At 33.3% G+C, this 18,485-nt stretch carries 16 protein-coding genes and 1 pseudogene; 4 read left to right on the top strand and 13 right to left on the bottom strand.

Annotated features, from left to right (window positions below; genetic code table 11):
* Positions 1 to 222 precede the first annotated feature (222 nt).
* From ACWNMZ_RS17775 to ACWNMZ_RS17745, 7 genes are all read right to left on the bottom strand, one after another.
* Entirely contained in the window at positions 223 to 1,419 is a 1,197-nt protein-coding gene (locus tag ACWNMZ_RS17775) for an IS256 family transposase (RefSeq protein ID WP_031540362.1), read from the bottom strand.
* Between the two features lie 122 nt (positions 1,420 to 1,541).
* Positions 1,542 to 1,763 (bottom strand): hypothetical protein, encoded by a 222-nt coding sequence (locus ACWNMZ_RS17770; protein ID WP_016205245.1) that lies wholly within the window; start codon positions 1,761 to 1,763, stop codon positions 1,542 to 1,544.
* Between the two features lie 521 nt (positions 1,764 to 2,284).
* Positions 2,285 to 2,557 carry a hypothetical protein gene (locus tag ACWNMZ_RS17765; RefSeq protein WP_016205246.1) on the bottom strand — a complete coding sequence of 91 codons (273 nt, stop codon included), beginning with the start codon at positions 2,555 to 2,557 and terminating at the stop codon, positions 2,285 to 2,287.
* Positions 2,557 to 2,997, bottom strand: a complete 441-nt coding sequence (locus ACWNMZ_RS17760; protein ID WP_016205247.1) for a hypothetical protein — start codon at positions 2,995 to 2,997, stop codon at positions 2,557 to 2,559. The genes ACWNMZ_RS17765 and ACWNMZ_RS17760 overlap by 1 nt, the downstream gene beginning before the upstream one ends.
* A 614-nt stretch (positions 2,998 to 3,611) precedes the next feature.
* Positions 3,612 to 4,286 (bottom strand): SOS response-associated peptidase, encoded by a 675-nt coding sequence (locus tag ACWNMZ_RS17755; RefSeq protein WP_152116568.1) that lies wholly within the window; start codon positions 4,284 to 4,286, stop codon positions 3,612 to 3,614.
* A 1,031-nt stretch (positions 4,287 to 5,317) separates the two neighbouring features.
* Positions 5,318 to 7,447 carry a heavy metal translocating P-type ATPase gene (locus tag ACWNMZ_RS17750; protein ID WP_152112369.1) on the bottom strand — a complete coding sequence of 710 codons (2,130 nt, stop codon included), beginning with the start codon at positions 7,445 to 7,447 and terminating at the stop codon, positions 5,318 to 5,320.
* Positions 7,440 to 7,808, bottom strand: coding sequence for an ArsR/SmtB family transcription factor (locus ACWNMZ_RS17745; RefSeq protein ID WP_016205110.1), 369 nt, complete (start codon positions 7,806 to 7,808; stop codon positions 7,440 to 7,442). The genes ACWNMZ_RS17750 and ACWNMZ_RS17745 overlap by 8 nt, the downstream gene beginning before the upstream one ends.
* Positions 7,809 to 8,038: 230 nt before the next feature.
* On the opposite strand from ACWNMZ_RS17745, the gene ACWNMZ_RS17740 reads away from it, so the two are divergent.
* The gene (locus tag ACWNMZ_RS17740; protein WP_016205111.1) at positions 8,039 to 8,764 is read left to right on the top strand and encodes a YwmB family TATA-box binding protein; all 726 of its coding nucleotides are present in this window, start codon (positions 8,039 to 8,041) and stop codon (positions 8,762 to 8,764) included.
* A 230-nt stretch (positions 8,765 to 8,994) separates the two neighbouring features.
* Here the strand turns inward: ACWNMZ_RS17740 and ACWNMZ_RS17735 are convergent, their stop codons facing one another.
* A complete protein-coding gene (locus ACWNMZ_RS17735; protein WP_016205112.1) occupies positions 8,995 to 11,220 on the bottom strand; it encodes a heavy metal translocating P-type ATPase in 2,226 nt (741 codons plus the stop codon).
* 198 nt (positions 11,221 to 11,418) lie between these two features.
* Entirely contained in the window at positions 11,419 to 11,763 is a 345-nt protein-coding gene (locus tag ACWNMZ_RS17730) for an ArsR/SmtB family transcription factor (RefSeq protein ID WP_016205113.1), read from the bottom strand.
* A 281-nt stretch (positions 11,764 to 12,044) separates the two neighbouring features.
* On the opposite strand from ACWNMZ_RS17730, the gene ACWNMZ_RS17725 reads away from it, so the two are divergent.
* Entirely contained in the window at positions 12,045 to 13,160 is a 1,116-nt protein-coding gene (locus ACWNMZ_RS17725; RefSeq protein ID WP_169188410.1) for an IS4 family transposase, read from the top strand.
* Between the two features lie 362 nt (positions 13,161 to 13,522).
* Positions 13,523 to 13,822 carry a hypothetical protein gene (locus ACWNMZ_RS17720; protein WP_016205114.1) on the top strand — a complete coding sequence of 100 codons (300 nt, stop codon included), beginning with the start codon at positions 13,523 to 13,525 and terminating at the stop codon, positions 13,820 to 13,822.
* A 154-nt stretch (positions 13,823 to 13,976) separates the two neighbouring features.
* Here the strand turns inward: ACWNMZ_RS17720 and qoxD are convergent, their stop codons facing one another.
* Genes qoxD through qoxA form a run of 4 tightly spaced genes read right to left on the bottom strand, consistent with a single transcriptional unit; the run spans position 13,977 to position 17,771 of the window.
* On the bottom strand, positions 13,977 to 14,261 hold the full coding sequence (qoxD, locus tag ACWNMZ_RS17715) for a cytochrome aa3 quinol oxidase subunit IV (protein ID WP_016205115.1): 285 nt from the start codon (positions 14,259 to 14,261) through the stop codon (positions 13,977 to 13,979).
* Positions 14,262 to 14,263: 2 nt separating this feature from the next.
* Positions 14,264 to 14,860 carry a cytochrome aa3 quinol oxidase subunit III gene (gene qoxC / locus ACWNMZ_RS17710; RefSeq protein ID WP_016205116.1) on the bottom strand — a complete coding sequence of 199 codons (597 nt, stop codon included), beginning with the start codon at positions 14,858 to 14,860 and terminating at the stop codon, positions 14,264 to 14,266.
* On the bottom strand, positions 14,860 to 16,806 hold the full coding sequence (gene qoxB / locus ACWNMZ_RS17705; RefSeq protein ID WP_016205117.1) for a cytochrome aa3 quinol oxidase subunit I: 1,947 nt from the start codon (positions 16,804 to 16,806) through the stop codon (positions 14,860 to 14,862). The genes qoxC and qoxB overlap by 1 nt, the downstream gene beginning before the upstream one ends.
* Before the next feature lie 50 nt (positions 16,807 to 16,856).
* A complete protein-coding gene (gene qoxA / locus ACWNMZ_RS17700) occupies positions 16,857 to 17,771 on the bottom strand; it encodes a cytochrome aa3 quinol oxidase subunit II (RefSeq protein WP_152112368.1) in 915 nt (304 codons plus the stop codon).
* 350 nt (positions 17,772 to 18,121) lie between these two features.
* On the opposite strand from qoxA, the pseudogene ACWNMZ_RS17695 reads away from it, so the two are divergent.
* A pseudogene (locus ACWNMZ_RS17695) lies at positions 18,122 to 18,485 on the top strand (glycerol phosphate lipoteichoic acid synthase); the annotation flags it as partial.

The following is an 18,485-nucleotide window of genomic DNA, read 5'->3' as shown; positions in this document are numbered from 1 at the left end:
CGTTTGTGAAAAAACTTTCAAAATGGGGCATAATATCTAGTTTTTATCAATTGTAAATAAAATTAAGGTACTGTCAATATTTTTGTGTAAATGACTTTTCAACTTCTCAAGGTAGATGATCACCTTCGTATTCAAATAGATTTGTTCGAAGTGTTGATTTGGGTGTCTAGGAAAGGGCTAGCCCTTTCCTAGACACCCAAATTTCGCGCTGGCACGTCCCGGTTAGTTTGTCGGTTCATGTAGCTGCTCAAACATCTCTTCCAACTCTGCACGTGCCTGATTGAAGCCGATGTGACAGCGTGAGGCGAAACGTTGATTGTAGTCCTCGAACTGCGTCACTAAAAAACGTTCCAGTGATTCTTCGTTCGGAAACTGTTCCTTGCGCTTTGTATATTTTTTGATTTGCTTATTGAACGACTCAATTAAATTGGTCGAGTAGATGCTTCGCCAAATTGCTTTTGGAAACTGATAAAACGTCAGTAAATACGGGTTATTTAGTAAGCCTTGTGTAACTTTTTTGTACGATTTGCTCCATTTCTCGCAGAACTGCCCAAGTGCTAGCTCAGCTGCTTCGGCGTCCTTTGCCTGGTGAATCATTTTAAAATCTTCGCAGACTTCCTTGCGATCCTCTACGCGTACTTTATGCATAATATTGCGACCGACATGAACTAAACAGACTTGATATTTTGCTTTTGGAAACACAGTGAAAACAGCGTCTGCCATGCCTTTTAAGCCGTCTGATACGAATAATAAGACGTCTTCTACACCACGGTCTTTCAGCTCTTCTAGTAGCTCTTGCCAGTTGTAAGCAGACTCTGTTGGGGCAATCGTATAAGCGAGTACCTCTTTAGAGCCGTCTTCGCGAATACCAACAGCGATATAGACAGCTTCTTTGGACACCGTATCACGACGCACGGCAATATACGTCGCATCTAAATACACGCATACGTAACGATTATGCAACGAACGGTTGTTAAATGCATCGACTGTTTCTGAAACCGCTTTTGTCATATTCGAAATCGTTTGAGGCGTATAGTGATGGCCGTACATTTTTTCGATTAACTGGGCAATTTCAGCCATCGTAATGCCTTTTTTAAACAGGTGAATCACCGTATCTTCAAGCGTATCATTCGAACGCTTATACGGAGCCACGGTCTGTTGTTTGAACTCACCATTGCGATCACGTGGAATTTGAATGGCTAAATCGCCGTACTCTGTGTGAAGCGTACGCGAATAAGACCCATTGCGTGAGTTGCCTGAATTAAAGCCAATACGGTCATATTTTTCATAATCTAGAAATTCCGTTAACTCTGTCACAAGTAGCGAGTTGATCGCCATTTCCAAGTGCGAACGAAAAACCTCGGTAATATCTTGTTTTTTTACTAGTGCATCGATAATTTCTGTTGTAAACTGATTCATAGGGAAGACCTCTTTTCTAGGATTGGTTGTGGTGACTTAATTCTACCAAGAGAAGGTCTTCCTTTTTACATGGAAATTTTCATTTACACAAAATATTTTATACTCTCACCCTTTGTTTAGTACTAATATTGTTTGATATAAATTATTTTAAAAGACACCTCTTTTAATTTAGCAATAATACTATCAATTTTATTTTTTGTATTCTCAAAATCCCTAGTAGGGTATTCTTTAAAAAAACCATGAGCCATTACCCATACCTTATTTTCATAACCATAAATGTCAACTTTATTAGTCCAACCATCATTATTTTCAATATCTTCTAATTCTACATGTTTTAATAACATCTTATTTCCTCCAATATAGATTTAGTGTCAAGGATGTGTTCTAGATACTCTCTAACTTACAAAATAGCTGTTATTTGCGCTTCTGTTATAAGAGAAAGGTTTCTTATCTAAAATCTATAATAATTGTTCTAAAAGGATTTTCTCCCCTCTAATGCAATCCTGCTAGTTTACCAGTTTATAATATCAAGTATGATTTTTTTAATGCCTTCTGTGTCCACTTTAGAACATATAATTTCTTGATTCTCTAAAATAAATCTAATGTTTCCTTTTTTTTCGATTATATAATCCCATCCACGTTTATTAAGTATGTCAATTAAATCTTTTTCATTAAGAAACCACTACTAGTGATAATAGTAATAGTGGTTTCTCCCTTTTCCTTATTGGATATTATTGAATAACCTAACAATGTTCACATTCTTAACATTTATATTTAAAATATGAAACATACTATAGTTTACCTTGATAATTCTCTTTGCATGGTCCTCGTTAGCAGCCAAAATATCTGTAGTTATATATCTTTCTTACTCATTAAATTTAAGTAGAACCGACACGAGAAAATGTTTCTTAATTGTTTTTTGGCCATGATAAATTTCTGATGAATTATCAACGAATAATACATCTTCTGTTTTTATTATTTTTGGTATATTGCCTTTTTGAGATATTTTAATAAAAGCGGGTTCATCTTTTATAAGATGATATACAGAAATATTGCCCTTTTCTTCTATTTTTCCGTCAATCAATAATATATTTTCACGAATTTGATAGAAATGTTTACTAGTATAAAAATCAACCATTATGCTAATTCCTCCTCAAATGAAAAAAGATCGTAAGTGGTTGGAATAATATATTCAACCAATTCTTCGATCCTTTTTAACCCGCTTATTAATTTTAAGCTTGTATTCTTTTTACTTCTCAATTGGAACACTACAGTATTATTAGTAACAATTATATTTATACTGTTTTTTTGATAGAAACCCCTTGTGTCAATAGTAATTATAGATGGATTATTATCTAAAAGTGATAGCCAATCATTAGAGTTTTTCCCTTCCTCACTTAACATATACTCAATACAGGTAATTGTAGTATTTAAAGTTCCTAATGAAAGGTCAAACATATAAGCAAAGCTCATAGTATTATTACCATTAAAATACACTCTATATCCCTTTTCTCTTTGATTAGAATGTCCTTTAAATGGTTCAATACGAAAAACTATATCTTCAAAATACCATTCCAATCCATCTTTTTTTACTTGAAAATCCTATACCCTTTAATAAGCTTTCTAACTTTGTAGGTTCTAGAGGACAAAAGCATGTGATTTTATACATATGTAATCCTCCTACAGACATTAGAATCAAATAATTTAGTCGTCGTCAAAACCTTTCCCTCCTAGTGAGTATTTTGTTTCATTTCTATTAATTTTCTTTTTTGTCGTTTACTTTTTTCATAAAAAAAAGCCTTCAGGACAGTTAATAGCACAGCTGCTATTAAAACTGAACCCAAAGGCTCTACATTTACTAAGTAAAAGAAAAATCCAAAATAGAAAAATAATCTGATTTAATTTTAACTTTTTATCCTATTATTTTCAATAGTTTCAAAAGATATCGTCAGTTATTCGAGCAGGACAGTCTGTTTACAAAAAAAAATGAAATATACTTTTATACTTGAAGATACATCACAGTCATAGATTTCTATAATTTCCAGATACATAATTCATAACTAACTTTCCAGCAGCATCTATTTTAAAATTCGACTCTAGAATCGTTTTATTCGAATTAGATTTAAACTTGAACACAAATTCACTGTCGTCAATAAATGCTTTCACACAACACTATAAGTATTTGTTGTTTTTTAACAAATTTGCTGAATTAAGTTAGGTGAATTGTTTTTTGGAGAATTAACATCATTTGAAACTTCAAAAGCATCCATTTGTTCAAAGTCAAAGGGAACAAGTAATTTACTTAACGAGTTAGTATCGGTATTTGTTGGATTTAGCCAGAATTGTTCATCTTCAGGTTTTAATATGACTGGCATTCTATCATGTATTTCAGTCATTAGCTTATTTGGTTGAGTGGTAATTACAGAACATGAGTATACCATTTCTCCTTCTGGGGATTTCCAAGATTCCCAGAAGCCAGCCATACCAAATGGTTGATTATTTTTAAGTTTTATACGCATAGGAATTTTACGTTCATTTGTACGTTTCCATTCATAGAAAGAATCAGCAAGGATCAAACAGCGTTTCTTTTTATAGGCATTACGAAAACTTGGCTTTTCGGCAATTGTTTCTGAACGAGCGTTAATCATTTTATAACCGATTTTCATATCTTTAGACCAGGGAGGAATTAATCCCCAACGTAAATATCCAAGACGATTCTTTTCACCATCATTGATCACAGAAAGTACGGATTGAGAGGGAGCTACATTATAGTTTGGGTTATAATGGGATTCTTCAATTGCTGAGTCGATATTAAAGCGGTCAATAATTGTTCCAAAGTCGGTAAATAAAGTAAAGCGACCACACATGCTATCACCTGCTTTTTAGGTTAAGTGTAGCAAAGTAGAATACGGAAAACAAACGAGTAGTAACTTATCGTCAAGTACGATAACTACTACTTATTATTATATTATTAATAATACGAAATCAGCCTTTAAAAAAATAACGCGCTACCTTCAGGCTGCGCGTTTATAAATATAACTACTATCCCTACTATTTTTCTCTTTATATTTTTTCTTGTTCCCTTTTTATAACTAAACGCAATTAAAAATTTCTACCCGACTTTTTTGAAATAACTTTAAATTTTTCTTTCAGTCTTCTATTTGATAACCTATGAGATATTTTTTGATAACGGCAGTTCTTTTATATTTGACCATAAAACTTCAATTGTTTTTTTCCATTAGCAGCATTAAAGGTGATTTTATTTATATAAGTGAGTTTAACTAGATGCTTCTCAGTATAAAAGGTAGATGTTTTGTAAACAAGAGAGTGTTTATTATTTTTAGATTTTTTTATTAGCAAAATTATCATCCTTTATTTTTTCTTAATTTTATTAAGAAAAGTGAGGTTGAAATGATAATTTTGACAATGAATTTTTCATTTTCTTTTTCTCCAATTGTATAGAGATAATAAATACGTTTTTTTGACATAAAAACAAGAACCATCCTACGATATATTGTAGGATGGATTATTTAAAGTTGTTAATTTTGTATCACTATAATTATTCTTATCTTCGAATTTGATAATAAAGTTGTTTGATTTTTAATTAACTAACGCCCCCTATTGTTTAAGTGTTATTTTTCACAAACTTATTCACTAGGTACTTTATTATTTATTATTGGAATGCAACCCCGTTTGGACTTCATAAAATATTTTATGAAATTCCTTTGTTTTCTAACATATACATCATTTTTAGAAAACTGACCTAGGATATTTGTTTTTTATTCTATTGAAGATGATAAAGGGCTTCTCTGTATCTACCCTTGCTTATATTTTTGATTTGTTCCTTGTTAAAAAAAGGCATTCCTGCTAAAAACAGGAATGCCACCTAATAAAGTTATTAATTCTTTACCTTTAATAACCTTAAACTATTTAATGTTACCAAAAGGGTTGCTCCCATATCAGCAAATATGGCTATCCATAATGTTAACCAGCCAGGAATTACTAAGACTAAAGCTAATAATTTTATAGCCAAAGAGAAAGTAATGTTTTGCTTGATAATGGTTAAAGCTTTGCGGCTTAATTTAATCGTATACGGTAATTTACTTAAATCATCAGACATTAGAGCAATATCTGCTGTTTCTAGTGCTGTATCAGTTCCAGCACCTCCCATAGCCACACCTACTGTTGAAGCTGCTAGTGCTGGCGCATCGTTTACACCGTCTCCAACCATTGCAACACTTTGATGTTTGCCACGAAGTTCTTTAATATAATTTAGTTTATCCTCTGGAAGCAAATCAGCTTTAATATCCGAAACACCAACTTGTTTTCCAATGGCTAACGCAGTCCTTTCATTATCACCAGTTAGCATAACTGTTTCAATTCCGTATTTGTTTAACTTGTCTATTACTTCTCTGGAAGATTCTCTAATTTCATCAGCTACAGCAATTAATGAAAGGATCTCTTGATTTGTTCCTAGAACCATAACAGTTTTACCCTCAGTTTGCATACGGGTAATATGTTCTTCAGTGGAACTTTCAATCTTGCCATGTAATTCTTGGAATAGGTTAGGGCTTCCAACATAGTACATTTCATTACTAACTCTTGCTTTTACACCCTTACCTGTAATGGATTGAAAATCTTCTACAATCACTTCATTTATATTCAATCCTGTTTCTTCTGCTTTTCTTAAAATGGCGGAAGCAAGGGGATGCTGTGAACCTTTTTCAATAGCTGCTGTAACTTTTAATAATTGTTCTTTATTTCCGTTAAAAGTAACTAAATCCGTAACAGCTGGAACACCTTTAGTTAAAGTTCCTGTTTTATCAAATGCAATTGCTTTTAAGTGTCCTGTTTCTTCTAAATGAATTCCACCTTTTATTAGAACGCCATTTTTTGCAGCATTCCCTATAGCAGTTACGATGGAAACAGGAGTAGAAACAACTAATGCACAAGGACAACCGACAACTAGTACAGCCAAACCTTGATAAATCCATTCACTCCAATCACCACCAAACAACGGAGGAATTACTGCTATTAAAACTGCCAGAATAACAATTGCAGGTGTATAGTATTTGGCAAATTTATCAACAAACGCTTGAGAAGGTGCTCGTTCAGCTTGTGCTTCTTCAACAAGGTGAATAATTTTAGATAATGTCGTGTCTTCTACTCGTTTCGTTACTCTTACTTCAAGTAGTCCTTCTTCATTTAATGTTCCTGCAAAAACCTCATCGTCAATAGTTTTTGTCACAGGAACACTTTCACCTGTAATGGCTGCCTGATTCAGTGTAGATGTTCCTTTGACAACTGTCCCATCCATCGCTAGTTTTTGTCCAGGCTTAACAATCATGATGTCTCCAACTTGTATATCATTTACATGAATTATCATCTCTTCATTTCCACGACGAATTAACGCTTCTTTTGGAGCGATATCCATTAGTGATTCAATAGATTGACGTGCTTTATCCATTGAATAGCGCTCTAATGCTTCACTAATTGCAAATAAAATAACAACTGTTGCGCCTTCACCCCATTCACCAATAATAGCAGCACCTATTATCGCAATGGTCATCAGTGTATTCATATCAAAATTTAGCCGAACAAGATTTTTTAGCCCTTTTAAGAATAAAGAATATCCTCCAATAACAATAGATGCTGCATAGCCAATATTCGTAAGAATATGTTCTTCTCCAAATTGCTCTCCTATAAACCAACTTATAACTAGTAATATGGCGGAAATATACACTTTAATGTTTTCTTTTTGTTTCCAAAAGGGTTCTCGTTCCACTTGTTGTTCTTTTTCATCACGAATTTTTAGATTCTCAAAAGCTCCGGCTTTTTCTAATTCTTCAATGGTTGTGTTTCCTTGAACATAAACCTTAGATGCTCCAAAATTTACTTTTGCATCCTGTACTCCAGAAAGATTTTTAACATTGTTTTCAAATTTGGCTGCACAGTTCGTACAAGTGAATCCTTGAACACGATATGCTTTCATTTCTTGTTCGGATAGTTTTCCTTGCTGATCAGACATTTACTTTCACCTCATTAATATTAGTTAGAGCAATCATCATTATTTGCCGAATATGTTCATTACCTAAGGAGTAAAACGCTAATTTCCCTTCCTTCCTATAGTTAACAATACCTTGCTTATGAAGAGTTCTTAAATGATGAGAAGCATTAGCAACGCTTGCACCAATAATATTAGCCACATCACAAACGCATAATTCTTCATCTTGGCACAAGGCATAGGTAATCTTTGCTCTATTTTCATCAGCAATGGATTTTAACAATTGGGACAAACTAGAGAAATCAACCTTGTTCAAATCTCCTTGTATTCGATTGACTTTTTCTTCGTCATAACAATAAATTTCACATATATCCTTTTTAATCATTTCTTTCCCCCTATACTCGTTCATTCAAATATACATTTGAATATAGTATACCCCTTACTCATCTTTTTATTCAAGTCAATATTTGAATAAAGAACAAACAAAATGAGAAGCCAACTAATCAAAATATTTATAAATGGATAATAATCCTAACTATTCAATTTTAAAAATAGTAATCTAGTATAAATTGTCTTTTAGTTGGCTATTCTTTTTTATAAGGGGAGTTGAAAAAAATGAAAAAATCCATATTAATTTTATTATGTCTTTTACTACTAGTAACTATTACAACCAAGGAAACTAAAGCTTTTTATGCAGATAATGAGTTAAGTCAGATTACAAAAATAGCTAATAAAAACAATATAAAGGTAACTACATGGAGTATGTATATAAAAGAACCAATTGGACAATTTACTAAAATGAGAGATCTTGATCAAGCAATTTCCACTTTCATGAGAACGGAAAAAGATTATACTTGGTCTAAAAAACAAGCTGAGAAAGATCATTATAAAATTGAAGGGAATAAAAAGTCTTCCAATTTAGAAATGGAAGAGAAAATCTTAATCATTATTTATTCTCAAAAAGGTAAATATAATTTAAGTATTACTTATGATGTAAAAGGTGATTGGAATGAAAGCAAATGGCCAAGAATTTTCAATATGTATAAACAAAAAATAGAGAACTATTCTACATTTTATACGGTTCAAGGAACTACAGATATAGAACAACCTTTGTATACAGAAGCATCCGAATTATTGGTTAGTTTTTCGGGAGAAGAATTACAAAGTCTTAATGAAGATAATTTTATTTCGCTATCTGCATATACAAAACGTTTGGAAACTAAACTTCCTCTTGGTGATAATCAATATATGAACCTTCATATCGCATACAGATTGACTAATGAATCGGCGGATCAGGTAAAAGTAACGATTGGTACCCCTATTATTACGTCAGAGTATTAACACAAAAAACGAGATGTCGTTATTAGACATCTCGTTTTACAGTTTTACTTTTCATTCGTAGTAACATAATGCATTTAAAATAACGGTTAAAGCTGGCCCTGTATCACTTATGAGCTAGCCTTTTCTTCAGACTTCGGAGACAACAATCACTTACTACTTTCGCTGCATCCTTAGTAGAATCTTTACTACAACATCCGCTTCTGTATAATCCATGGCTAAAGGCCAAATGATTAAATGTTTTTTACTCTTAATATTCTCATTGCATTCAGAACAGCAAGTAAGGTAACACCTACATCTGAAAATACTGCTTCCCACATCGTAGCAATTCCAAAAGCTCCAAGTAATAAGAAGATCGCTTTTACTCCTAGTGCGAATATGATATTTTGCCAAACAATACTTCTAGTCCGCTTAGCAAGTTTTATTGCTGTTGCTATTTTAGATGGTTCATCAGTCATTATTACAATGTCTGCAGCTTCAATTGCTGCATCTGATCCTAATCCACCCATTGCCATACCAACATCTGCTCTAGCTAATACAGGTGTATCGTTTATCCCATCACCAACAAACAAAATCTTATCTTTAGAATTCTTGGCAGCATCTAATTTTTCAATCTCTTCCACTTTATTTTGAGGAAGAAGTTCTGAATGTACCTCATCGATTCCAAGGATATTTCCAACTTGCTCGCCAACTGATTTTGCATCTCCAGTTAGCATTACTGTCTTTTTAATCCCTTGTTGTTTTAATGATTGAATTGCCTCAGGAGAATCTTCTTTAATCTTATCCGAAATGACAATAGATCCGATAAAATTCTTATCATAAGCTACATAGACAATCGTACCAATTTCACTATAGTTGTGATACTTTATATTCTCTTTCATCATTAGTTTATGGTTTCCAGCTAATATTTCTTTACCGTCCATTATGACTGAAATTCCATGGCCTGGTATTTCATTATAACTTTTAATACTGTCATCCTGTATTTCTTTCCCATAAGCCTTTTTAATGGATTCTGCTATTGGATGATTAGAATATGCTTCTGCGTAAGCAGCATATTTTATTATTTCAGCTTCTGTAAACCCGTTAGCCGGATGAATAGAAACAACCTCAAATACACCTTTAGTTAAAGTACCAGTCTTATCAAATACCACATACTTCACATCATTTAAAGCCTCTAAATAGTTACTTCCTTTTACTAAGATACCCTTTTTTGAAGCTGCGCCTATTCCGCCAAAGAAACCTAAAGGTATAGAGACAACTAAAGCACAAGGACAAGAAATAACTAAAAAGATTAACGCTCTATATAACCACTCGGAAAATGTAGCACTAGGCATTAATATCGGAGGTACTACAGCTAATAAAACAGCTATTATTACAACCACCGGAGTATAGTACCTAGCGAATTTCGTAATAAAGTTCTCTGTTGGAGCTTTACGACTGCTTGCATTTTGTACTAACTCTAAGATTTTAGAAACGGTGGATTCACTAAACTCTTTTGTAACTTTTACAGTTAAAAATCCATTTTTATTAATGAATCCGCTTAGTACATCATTACCACTTTCAATATCTCTAGGGACTGACTCCCCTGTTAACGCTGACGTATCGACACTAGATGTACCCTCTAAGACCACGCCATCTAAGGGCACTCTTTCGCCAGGTTTTATTACAATAATGTCCCCAATAGAAACTTCCTCAGGGTCGACTTTTTTTATTTCTGAACCTATTTTAATATTTGCATAGTCAGGACGAATCTCCATTAAACTGCTAATTGATTTCCTAGAACGATTAACAGCGATACTTTGGAATAACTCACCAACTTGATAAAATAACATTACTGCTACACCTTCTGGATACTCTTGAATCGCAAAAGCTCCAATAGTTGCTAAAGCCATTAAAAAGTGTTCATCAAACACCTGTCCTCTAGTTATATTCTTTATAGCTCGAAGAACAATATCTCCACCCACTATTAGATAAGCAATTAAGAATGTTACCAATTCTAAAGTCCCGCTTAATGGAGCAAAGATACCCAATCCAAAAATAATGCCTCCTATAATTAACCTGCTAATCATTTTCTTTAGATCATTACTTCCATGTTCATGGGTATGCCCATGAGCATGTGAGTGCCCGTGGTCGTGATCATGATTATGATTATGATCATGGACATGTTCATGGGTATGTTCACCTGAGTGTGATTGAGCTTTTTTCTTCTGCCTTTTTTGTTTCTCTAAAAGTTTAACATGGGGTTCTAGACGAGTAATTGTTTTTTCTGCTTTCGTTAATATCTCTACCTCTTGCTCTTTATCGTATTGCAAAGATATAGTCTGGGTTGCAAAATTAACATTACATTCTTTAACCCCGTTTATAGAAGAAACACCTCTCTCAATCTTCATGGCACAATTTGCACAATCTAAACCTTCTAAGGTAAATTCCCTTTTTAATTGATGTTTTCCTTCTCCCATAGATGTACCCCTCCTATATAGATATACCCCAATTTCCGAATTGTAAATATATGAACAGATATACATATAATCATATATAAATTATATGTACACAATTGCATTTGTGTCAATATCAATTTATATTTTATCCTTAGATGAAGATGGGGAAGGAAAAATCCCCATCCTTCAAATTGAATAACACATTCCTTTATGGAATTGTTAATGTTGGGCATGATCTATCATTTGATTTAAAACACTCATAACATGTTCATCATCACATGAATAAATAATGGTCGTTCCTTCTCTTCTATATTTTACAAGGCGAAGATTTTTCAAAAAACTTAATTGATGTGAAACTGTAGATTGCAGCATTTGTAACTTTTCAGCAATTTCGTTTACTGAGTGTGGTTTATCTGAAAGTAGATGTAATATCTTAATCCTTGTTGGTTCAGAAAGAGCCTTGAAAGTTTGAGAAACGATAAAAAGAGTTTCTTCATCTAATTTATTATTATAGTAATCCGTTGTAGAACCATTATAATCTTTATCTTCACCTAAATGTTCCATAAATTCTTACTCCTTGGTAATAATTTCTTACTATTATAGCATATTTTTTCAAACACCCTTCTTTAGATGCTCTAAATGTTATTAACCAACTATAGTATAGATTAACTCCCTTTAGTAACAATTATAATTACATTAAAACTCACTAGTGTTGCATTAATTTAATTTCACTATTAAAAATACTCGAAATGTTCACTTTTATTATTTTATGCATAGAAAAAGTCCTTTATAATGGATAAGTCAGGTGGTAACCCGTCCAAATCCACTAAAAAAGGACCAATCTCATGGACAAGATTACACGAAAAACTTCATTTGGACAATGGTTTTCGCCAATTAATCTTCAATTATTTGAAGAACAGGTGAAAACATTGAAATTAGATTGCTATACGAAAAAGTTAACGACAGAATCATTCCTAAAACTATTACTTTTTGCACAATTAGAAGAAGTTGAAAGTCTTCATGCGTTAAGTGATTGCCTTTTTGATGATCATCTTCAAAAGGAAATCGACCTTGATTCTATAAGCATTTCTCAGCTCTCGCGCCGTTTAAATGGTCTAAATCCAGATTTGTTTCAAAGACTTTTCCTTGATTTAGTCGGACAAATTCACGCCAAAACACACTACACAAAACTTGTCATGCCGTTAAAAATTATTGATTCAAGTACTTTGCCACTAAATTTGACCAATCATAAATGGGCGAAGTTCCGCAAAACTAAGGCAGGCGTAAAGTTACACTTACGCCTTGTATTTATGGAAAAGGGAGAATCCTATCCCGAAAAAGCCGTGATGACAACGGCAAGCGAACACGATCGTGGTCAACTTGAGATTATGGTTGACGATAAAGAATGCATGTATGTGTTTGACCGAGGTTATCTAGACTACGAGCGTTTTGATCGCATGACCGATGAAGGCTACTTTTTTCTTTCTAGGCTACGAAAAAACGCAGTCGTACGGGAGGTTTATGATTTTAAACTACCCAAGGATTCATCTGTTTTGTCGGATCAAATGGTGTTGATTGGTACAACTCAAAACCGAGCTGAAAACTATTTTCGACTTCTAAAAATAATAGATTCAAAAGGTAATGAACTTCATTTAATCACAAATCGTTTTGACTTAAGCGCCGAAGAAATATCGGAAATGTATAAATCACGATGGGCAATTGAGCTGTTTTTTAAATGGATTAAACAACATCTCAATATCAAGAAATTCTACGGTCAAAGTGAATGGGCGATTCAAAATCAAGTGTTTATCGCACTTATTGTTTTTTGTCTTCATGTTCTGGTACAACTCGAAACAAAAAGTAAGCGGAAAACCTTGCAAATTAGCCGTTATTTAAGGGCAGCATTGTGGAAACCAGCACATGTCTGGCTTCGCAAAATTGAAGGAAAAGCCATTCCTTAATCAACAAATTGTTGTCGTTGCACAGGTCTAATTGTAAATAAATTTCCAAATGGACAGGAGCCGCCTTTAGAAAGGTAATTACTTTTTTGGCTCTAAGTAGAGTAAACAATTAAACTGAAAATTATGACACTATTTACGCAACACTAGTGATTAAAACTAAATTATATTCACATTAAAAAGGCGGAGTATATAATTAACAGCAAAATTAAAAATTAAAAATTAAAAAAATTGTACCAAATTTTTCAAACTATAACTCAAAAACTCTAGAGTTACATGGTAAATGAAATCTTTGAATGTATATTTTAATACCTAACAGAAAAAAATAACGTCTGTAGTGAATTTTAAAAATGGAGGTATGAATTATGAGTCACTTTACTGATCATCATCACTCAGGGGAAACTGTAAAAGAATCTGGCCAGTATATAGATGCAGGCGGAGCAAAACAGGAACTAATTCAAGGAGATACTTTTCCGAATTGCCCCAATACAGGAAAGGAAACAACTTGGACACATGCTAGTCACACTCATCAAACAGGAGATACTGTTATGGAGTCTGGACATTATATAGATGCGGATGGCGAACATGTGGTGCTACAGCAAGGAGACAAGTTTCCATCATGTCCTAAAACTGGTCAATCAGTTACTTGGACACATGAACAATAATTATATTTGTTCAATAAAGTAAAAGATAATTATTTTTTAATTAAAACACAAAAGGCATGGTATTAACCATGCCTTTTGTATTTTTATCATTATTGATCTAAAAGTTGTTAAATTTTATAAAATGGAACGGGTTAGAGTAAAGTAGTACTCTTTTTTAATAATATCCCCATATTAAAGCGAGCAGTGTTCCGAAAACAGTTACAATCGCAATAAATAGACCATAATATATACTAGTGTATATGACTTTTTTGTCTTTTGATTCACCTGCATGCATGAAAATTACTAGTTGTACCAAAGCCTGAATAAAAGCTGTTATTAACAGTATGGTAGAACCCATAGCAAATGAAAGGTCAAAAAAATAAACAGTCAATGCTATGGCGGTAAGTATTAAAGAAGAGAGAAAGCCCATAACATGTTTTTTAGGAAATAATTCACTCATATTTACATCATCCCTTTCAAGAATACAAAACTATAAAGGAATATCCAGACAACATCTATAAAGTGCCAGTAAAGAGAGAAAATAAATGCTTTATTGGCTGTCCTTTCATTTATCCCATCTCTTTTTATTTGTAGTATGATTAATGTACCCCATAAAATACCGAACGCTACGTGAGCTCCATGCGTTCCTAAAAGAGTGAATAGGATTGCAGTAAAGCCACTAGTTTGTAAAGTTGCTCCCTCATGAATGTAGACAACAAAATCGTAAATTTCCACTCCTAAAAATGCTAAACCAAGTACAAGAGTTGCCGCAAAAAATGCAAGCATAGCTTTTTGTTTCTTCAGTCTCATCGCATTTATAGCTAATCCTATTGTAAAACTACTTCCTAATAACAATATTGTCTCAATAACAACAGGTGTAATTTCAAATATTTCTGCACCAGTTGGCCCGCTTCCTGTCCGATCTACAAGTGTAAAATACGAGGCAAAAAGCGTTCCAAATAGTGCTATTTCTGCACCAAGGAATATCCAAAAACCAAGAATGTTTAAGCGATTTTGTTGGGTACTATATTCAAGAGGCAATGAATTATCAATCTTCATTATTTTGGACCTCCCAACGAGTCTTCAATTTTTTCTACTGTTTCCTTAGAGATATACCTTCCATTGTCTTTTTCAGTGGAACGCAATGCTAAACAAATAAATATAGCTACTGTTGCTAGGATTAAAAGTATCCAAAGTGCGAATACAAATGCAAAGCCCCAAATAAAAAATAGGAATCCAAAAATAAATGGCATGCCACTATTATTTGGCATGTGAATCTTTTCAATATTACCTCTAAATAGTTTGTATCCCTTTTTCTTGGAATCCCAGAAGGCCTCGGTTGAATCAACTGTCGGAGTGATTGCAAAATTATACTCTGGTACAGGTGATTTAGTTGCCCACTCTAACGAGCGAGCGTCCCATGGATCTGACGAAATATTTCTTGGTGAATTTTTGTAACTGTATAAAATATTGTAAACTATTAAAACAAATCCTACTAAAAGACCTAGAGCTCCTATAAAGGAAATCATATTCCAGATACCGAAACCAGTTGACTCAGAGTAAGTGTACATTCTTCTAGCTTGTCCATCTAAACCTGATATGAACATTGGGAAAAAGGCTACACAAACACTTATCGAAATAAACCAGAACGCCCATTTTCCAATTCTCTCGTTTAGCATGTATCCAAACATCTTTGGCCACCAATAAGTAAGACCAGCAAGCATTGCGAATACAACCCCAGGAATTATAACTAAGTGAAAGTGAGCTACTAAAAACATGGTATTGTGGTATTGATAGTCAGCACTGGCCATTCCAAGCATTACTCCTGTTACCCCACCAATTGTGAAAATAGGAATAAATCCTAAAGAATAAAGCATAGGAACTGTAAATTCAATTTTCCCTTTTCTAAGCGTAAACAGCCAGTTAAATATTTTGATACCGGTTGGTACAGCAATAGCCATAGTTGTGATAGAGAAAATACTATTAACCAAAGCGCCTTGTCCCATAGTGAAGAAGTGATGAACCCAAACTAAAAAGGACAGAACAGATATAGCCACTATGGAAATTACCATTGACTTATAACCATATAGATTTCTTCTTGCGAATGTTGGTATTATTTCACTGTATATTCCGAACGCTGGTAATATGAGGATATATACTTCAGGATGTCCCCAAACCCAGAATAGGTTTGCCCAAAGCATATCCATCCCACCATCAGTGGTTGTGAAGAAGTTAGTACCAAAAAGTCTATCCATTGTCCCCATAATTAACGCTATTGTTAAAATGGGAAAGGCAAAAACAATAATTAAGTTTGTAATCAATGCTGACCAAGTAAACATCGGCATTTTCATAAGAGTCATTCCTGGAGCTCTCATTTTTAGTATAGTAGTAACAAAGTTAATACCTGTTATCAATGTACCAATCCCAGAAATTTGTAAAGCAATCATGTAATAATTGGTACCTACTGACTTACTAAAATCTGTACCCGCTAGTGGAAAATAAGAAGACCATCCTGCATCTGGAGACCCCCCTACAACGAAAGATATGTTAAATAACATAGCTCCAAAGAAATATAACCAGAAACTAACGGCATTGAGCCTAGGAAAGGCTACATCTCTTGCGCCAATTTGTAATGGTACAACAAAGTTCATAAGTGCCATTATAAAAGCCATCGCCATAAATATAATCATAACTACACCGTGTGTAGTAAATACTTCATTATATTCCTGAGCATTCAATAAATTATTATCAGGAACAGCTGTTTGTGCCCGCATCATAATGGCATCTGCTCCACCACGGAAGAGCATTAGTAATGCGGAGATTAAATACATAATCCCTATTCTTTTATGGTCTACAGTTGTAAGCCACTCTCTCCATAGATATCCCCATTTCTTTGTATACGTAATAAATACTAGGATGCCTATCATGGTAAGGACTATAGCAACCATTGAAGCATAGATTGTTGGCCCAGGATTGGGAACAGCAAACCTATCAAAAAAATCCATGTAATAGTACTCCTTTCAAGAAAAAATAATTTTATTTGAAGAATATATAATTAATGGTCCATTCCTTCCATATCCATATCCTCCATGTCCATATCTTTTGTATTTTCTGTGTCTTCGTTTTTCTCTTCGCTAGTAGATTTTTTCATATCATGAGGTGGTGGTGAAAAGCCTAAATGAGTACCATTGAAAGTCAACTGACCTAAGTGTCCAGGATTTAAAAGCTCCTCAAATTTATCTTCTGTTAGCGTGTCAGCAGTATCCTTTACTTCTGATATCCACTTTTCATATTCTTCCTTTGACATTGCTTGAACATTAAAGGTTTGTTGAGCAAATCCTTCACCAGTAAAATTTGCGTTACGTCCCATATATTCTCCAGGAACATCGGCTGCTAAATTTAATGTGTTTAGCATATCTGCCATTGCGTACTTTTGCCCACCTAGCTGCGGTATCCAAAAGCTTGATATCGGGCCATAAGAATATAACTTAAACTGAATCGGGCGATCTGTAGGAATGAACAAATAATTAACGGTTTCTATATTTTCTTCTGGATAACTAAAATGCCACTTCCAGTTGGAAGATGAAGCGTAAATTACTAACGGCTCTTCCTTGTATCCTTTAGGTACATTTTCTACCTCATAGGTTGACTTAATGGTTATAAAAGATAGGAATGCCACTATCAGAATGGGAATAGCAGTCCATATAATTTCTAATTTAATACTTCCCTCGATATGAGGTGGTTCATAGTCCTTGGATTGTTTAGAAGCTTTATATTTCCAAAGCATATAAAAATATAAAGACAAAACTACTATAACTACGATTGCCATTGTCCAAATGGAAATTTTAATGACATCTGCAGTTATTCGACCTTGCGGTCCCTTTGGATCTAAAACCATTAAGGGCTCACATGCCGTTAAAACAACAAGACTAAGTAAGGTTGCAAAATATAAGATTTTTTTTAATTTCATATTTATTTTCCTTTCCTTGTAAAATTAAAGTTGATTTCTCCTTTCTGAATAATGCATACATGAACATTTAAGCATATTTAAATAAAAACATATGCGCAATTATTCATTTTAGTGTTAACTATACCTTTTAAGTTAGATTACACTACTCTCATAATGTTAACACAATAAAAATCATAGGAATGTGACAAAATATTGAAGGAAATTTATTCCATAACAGTTTGGTTATTACTATAATTTTTTGTTTCTATACTCTATAATTATATATGTTCATGTAAGCATGTTTAGATAAAGCTTATAATTACTTGAAACATTTTTTAATATTAATATTTCTTAAATTAGGTGGTGTAAAAATGAGGGTCTCCTCTATAAAAGAAACAAGAGTAGAGATAAGTTTTTTATTTTTCTATCTCTTATCAGTTTTCTTTCTTTGGATAAAAACGTATCTGGTCCAGTTCACTCAGTTTGACTTAGGAATTTCCAACTTAATGCAGCAATTTTTATTACTATTAAATCCACTCGGTTCAGCATTATTCTTTTTAGGTATTTCAATGTTATTTAAAGCTAAAAAGAAGTACTTAATCTTAATTTCCATGTATCTATTTTTATCTTTGTTACTCTTTGTAAATGTTCTCTATTACCGATTTTTCAACGATTTTATTACTTTGCCCACATTAACCCAAACTCAAAATTTTGGAGATGTAAGTGGTAGTATAT

It is taken from the genome of Niallia sp. Marseille-Q9988, from assembly GCF_976954375.1.
This window is presented reverse-complemented; position numbering and strand designations above follow the sequence as displayed.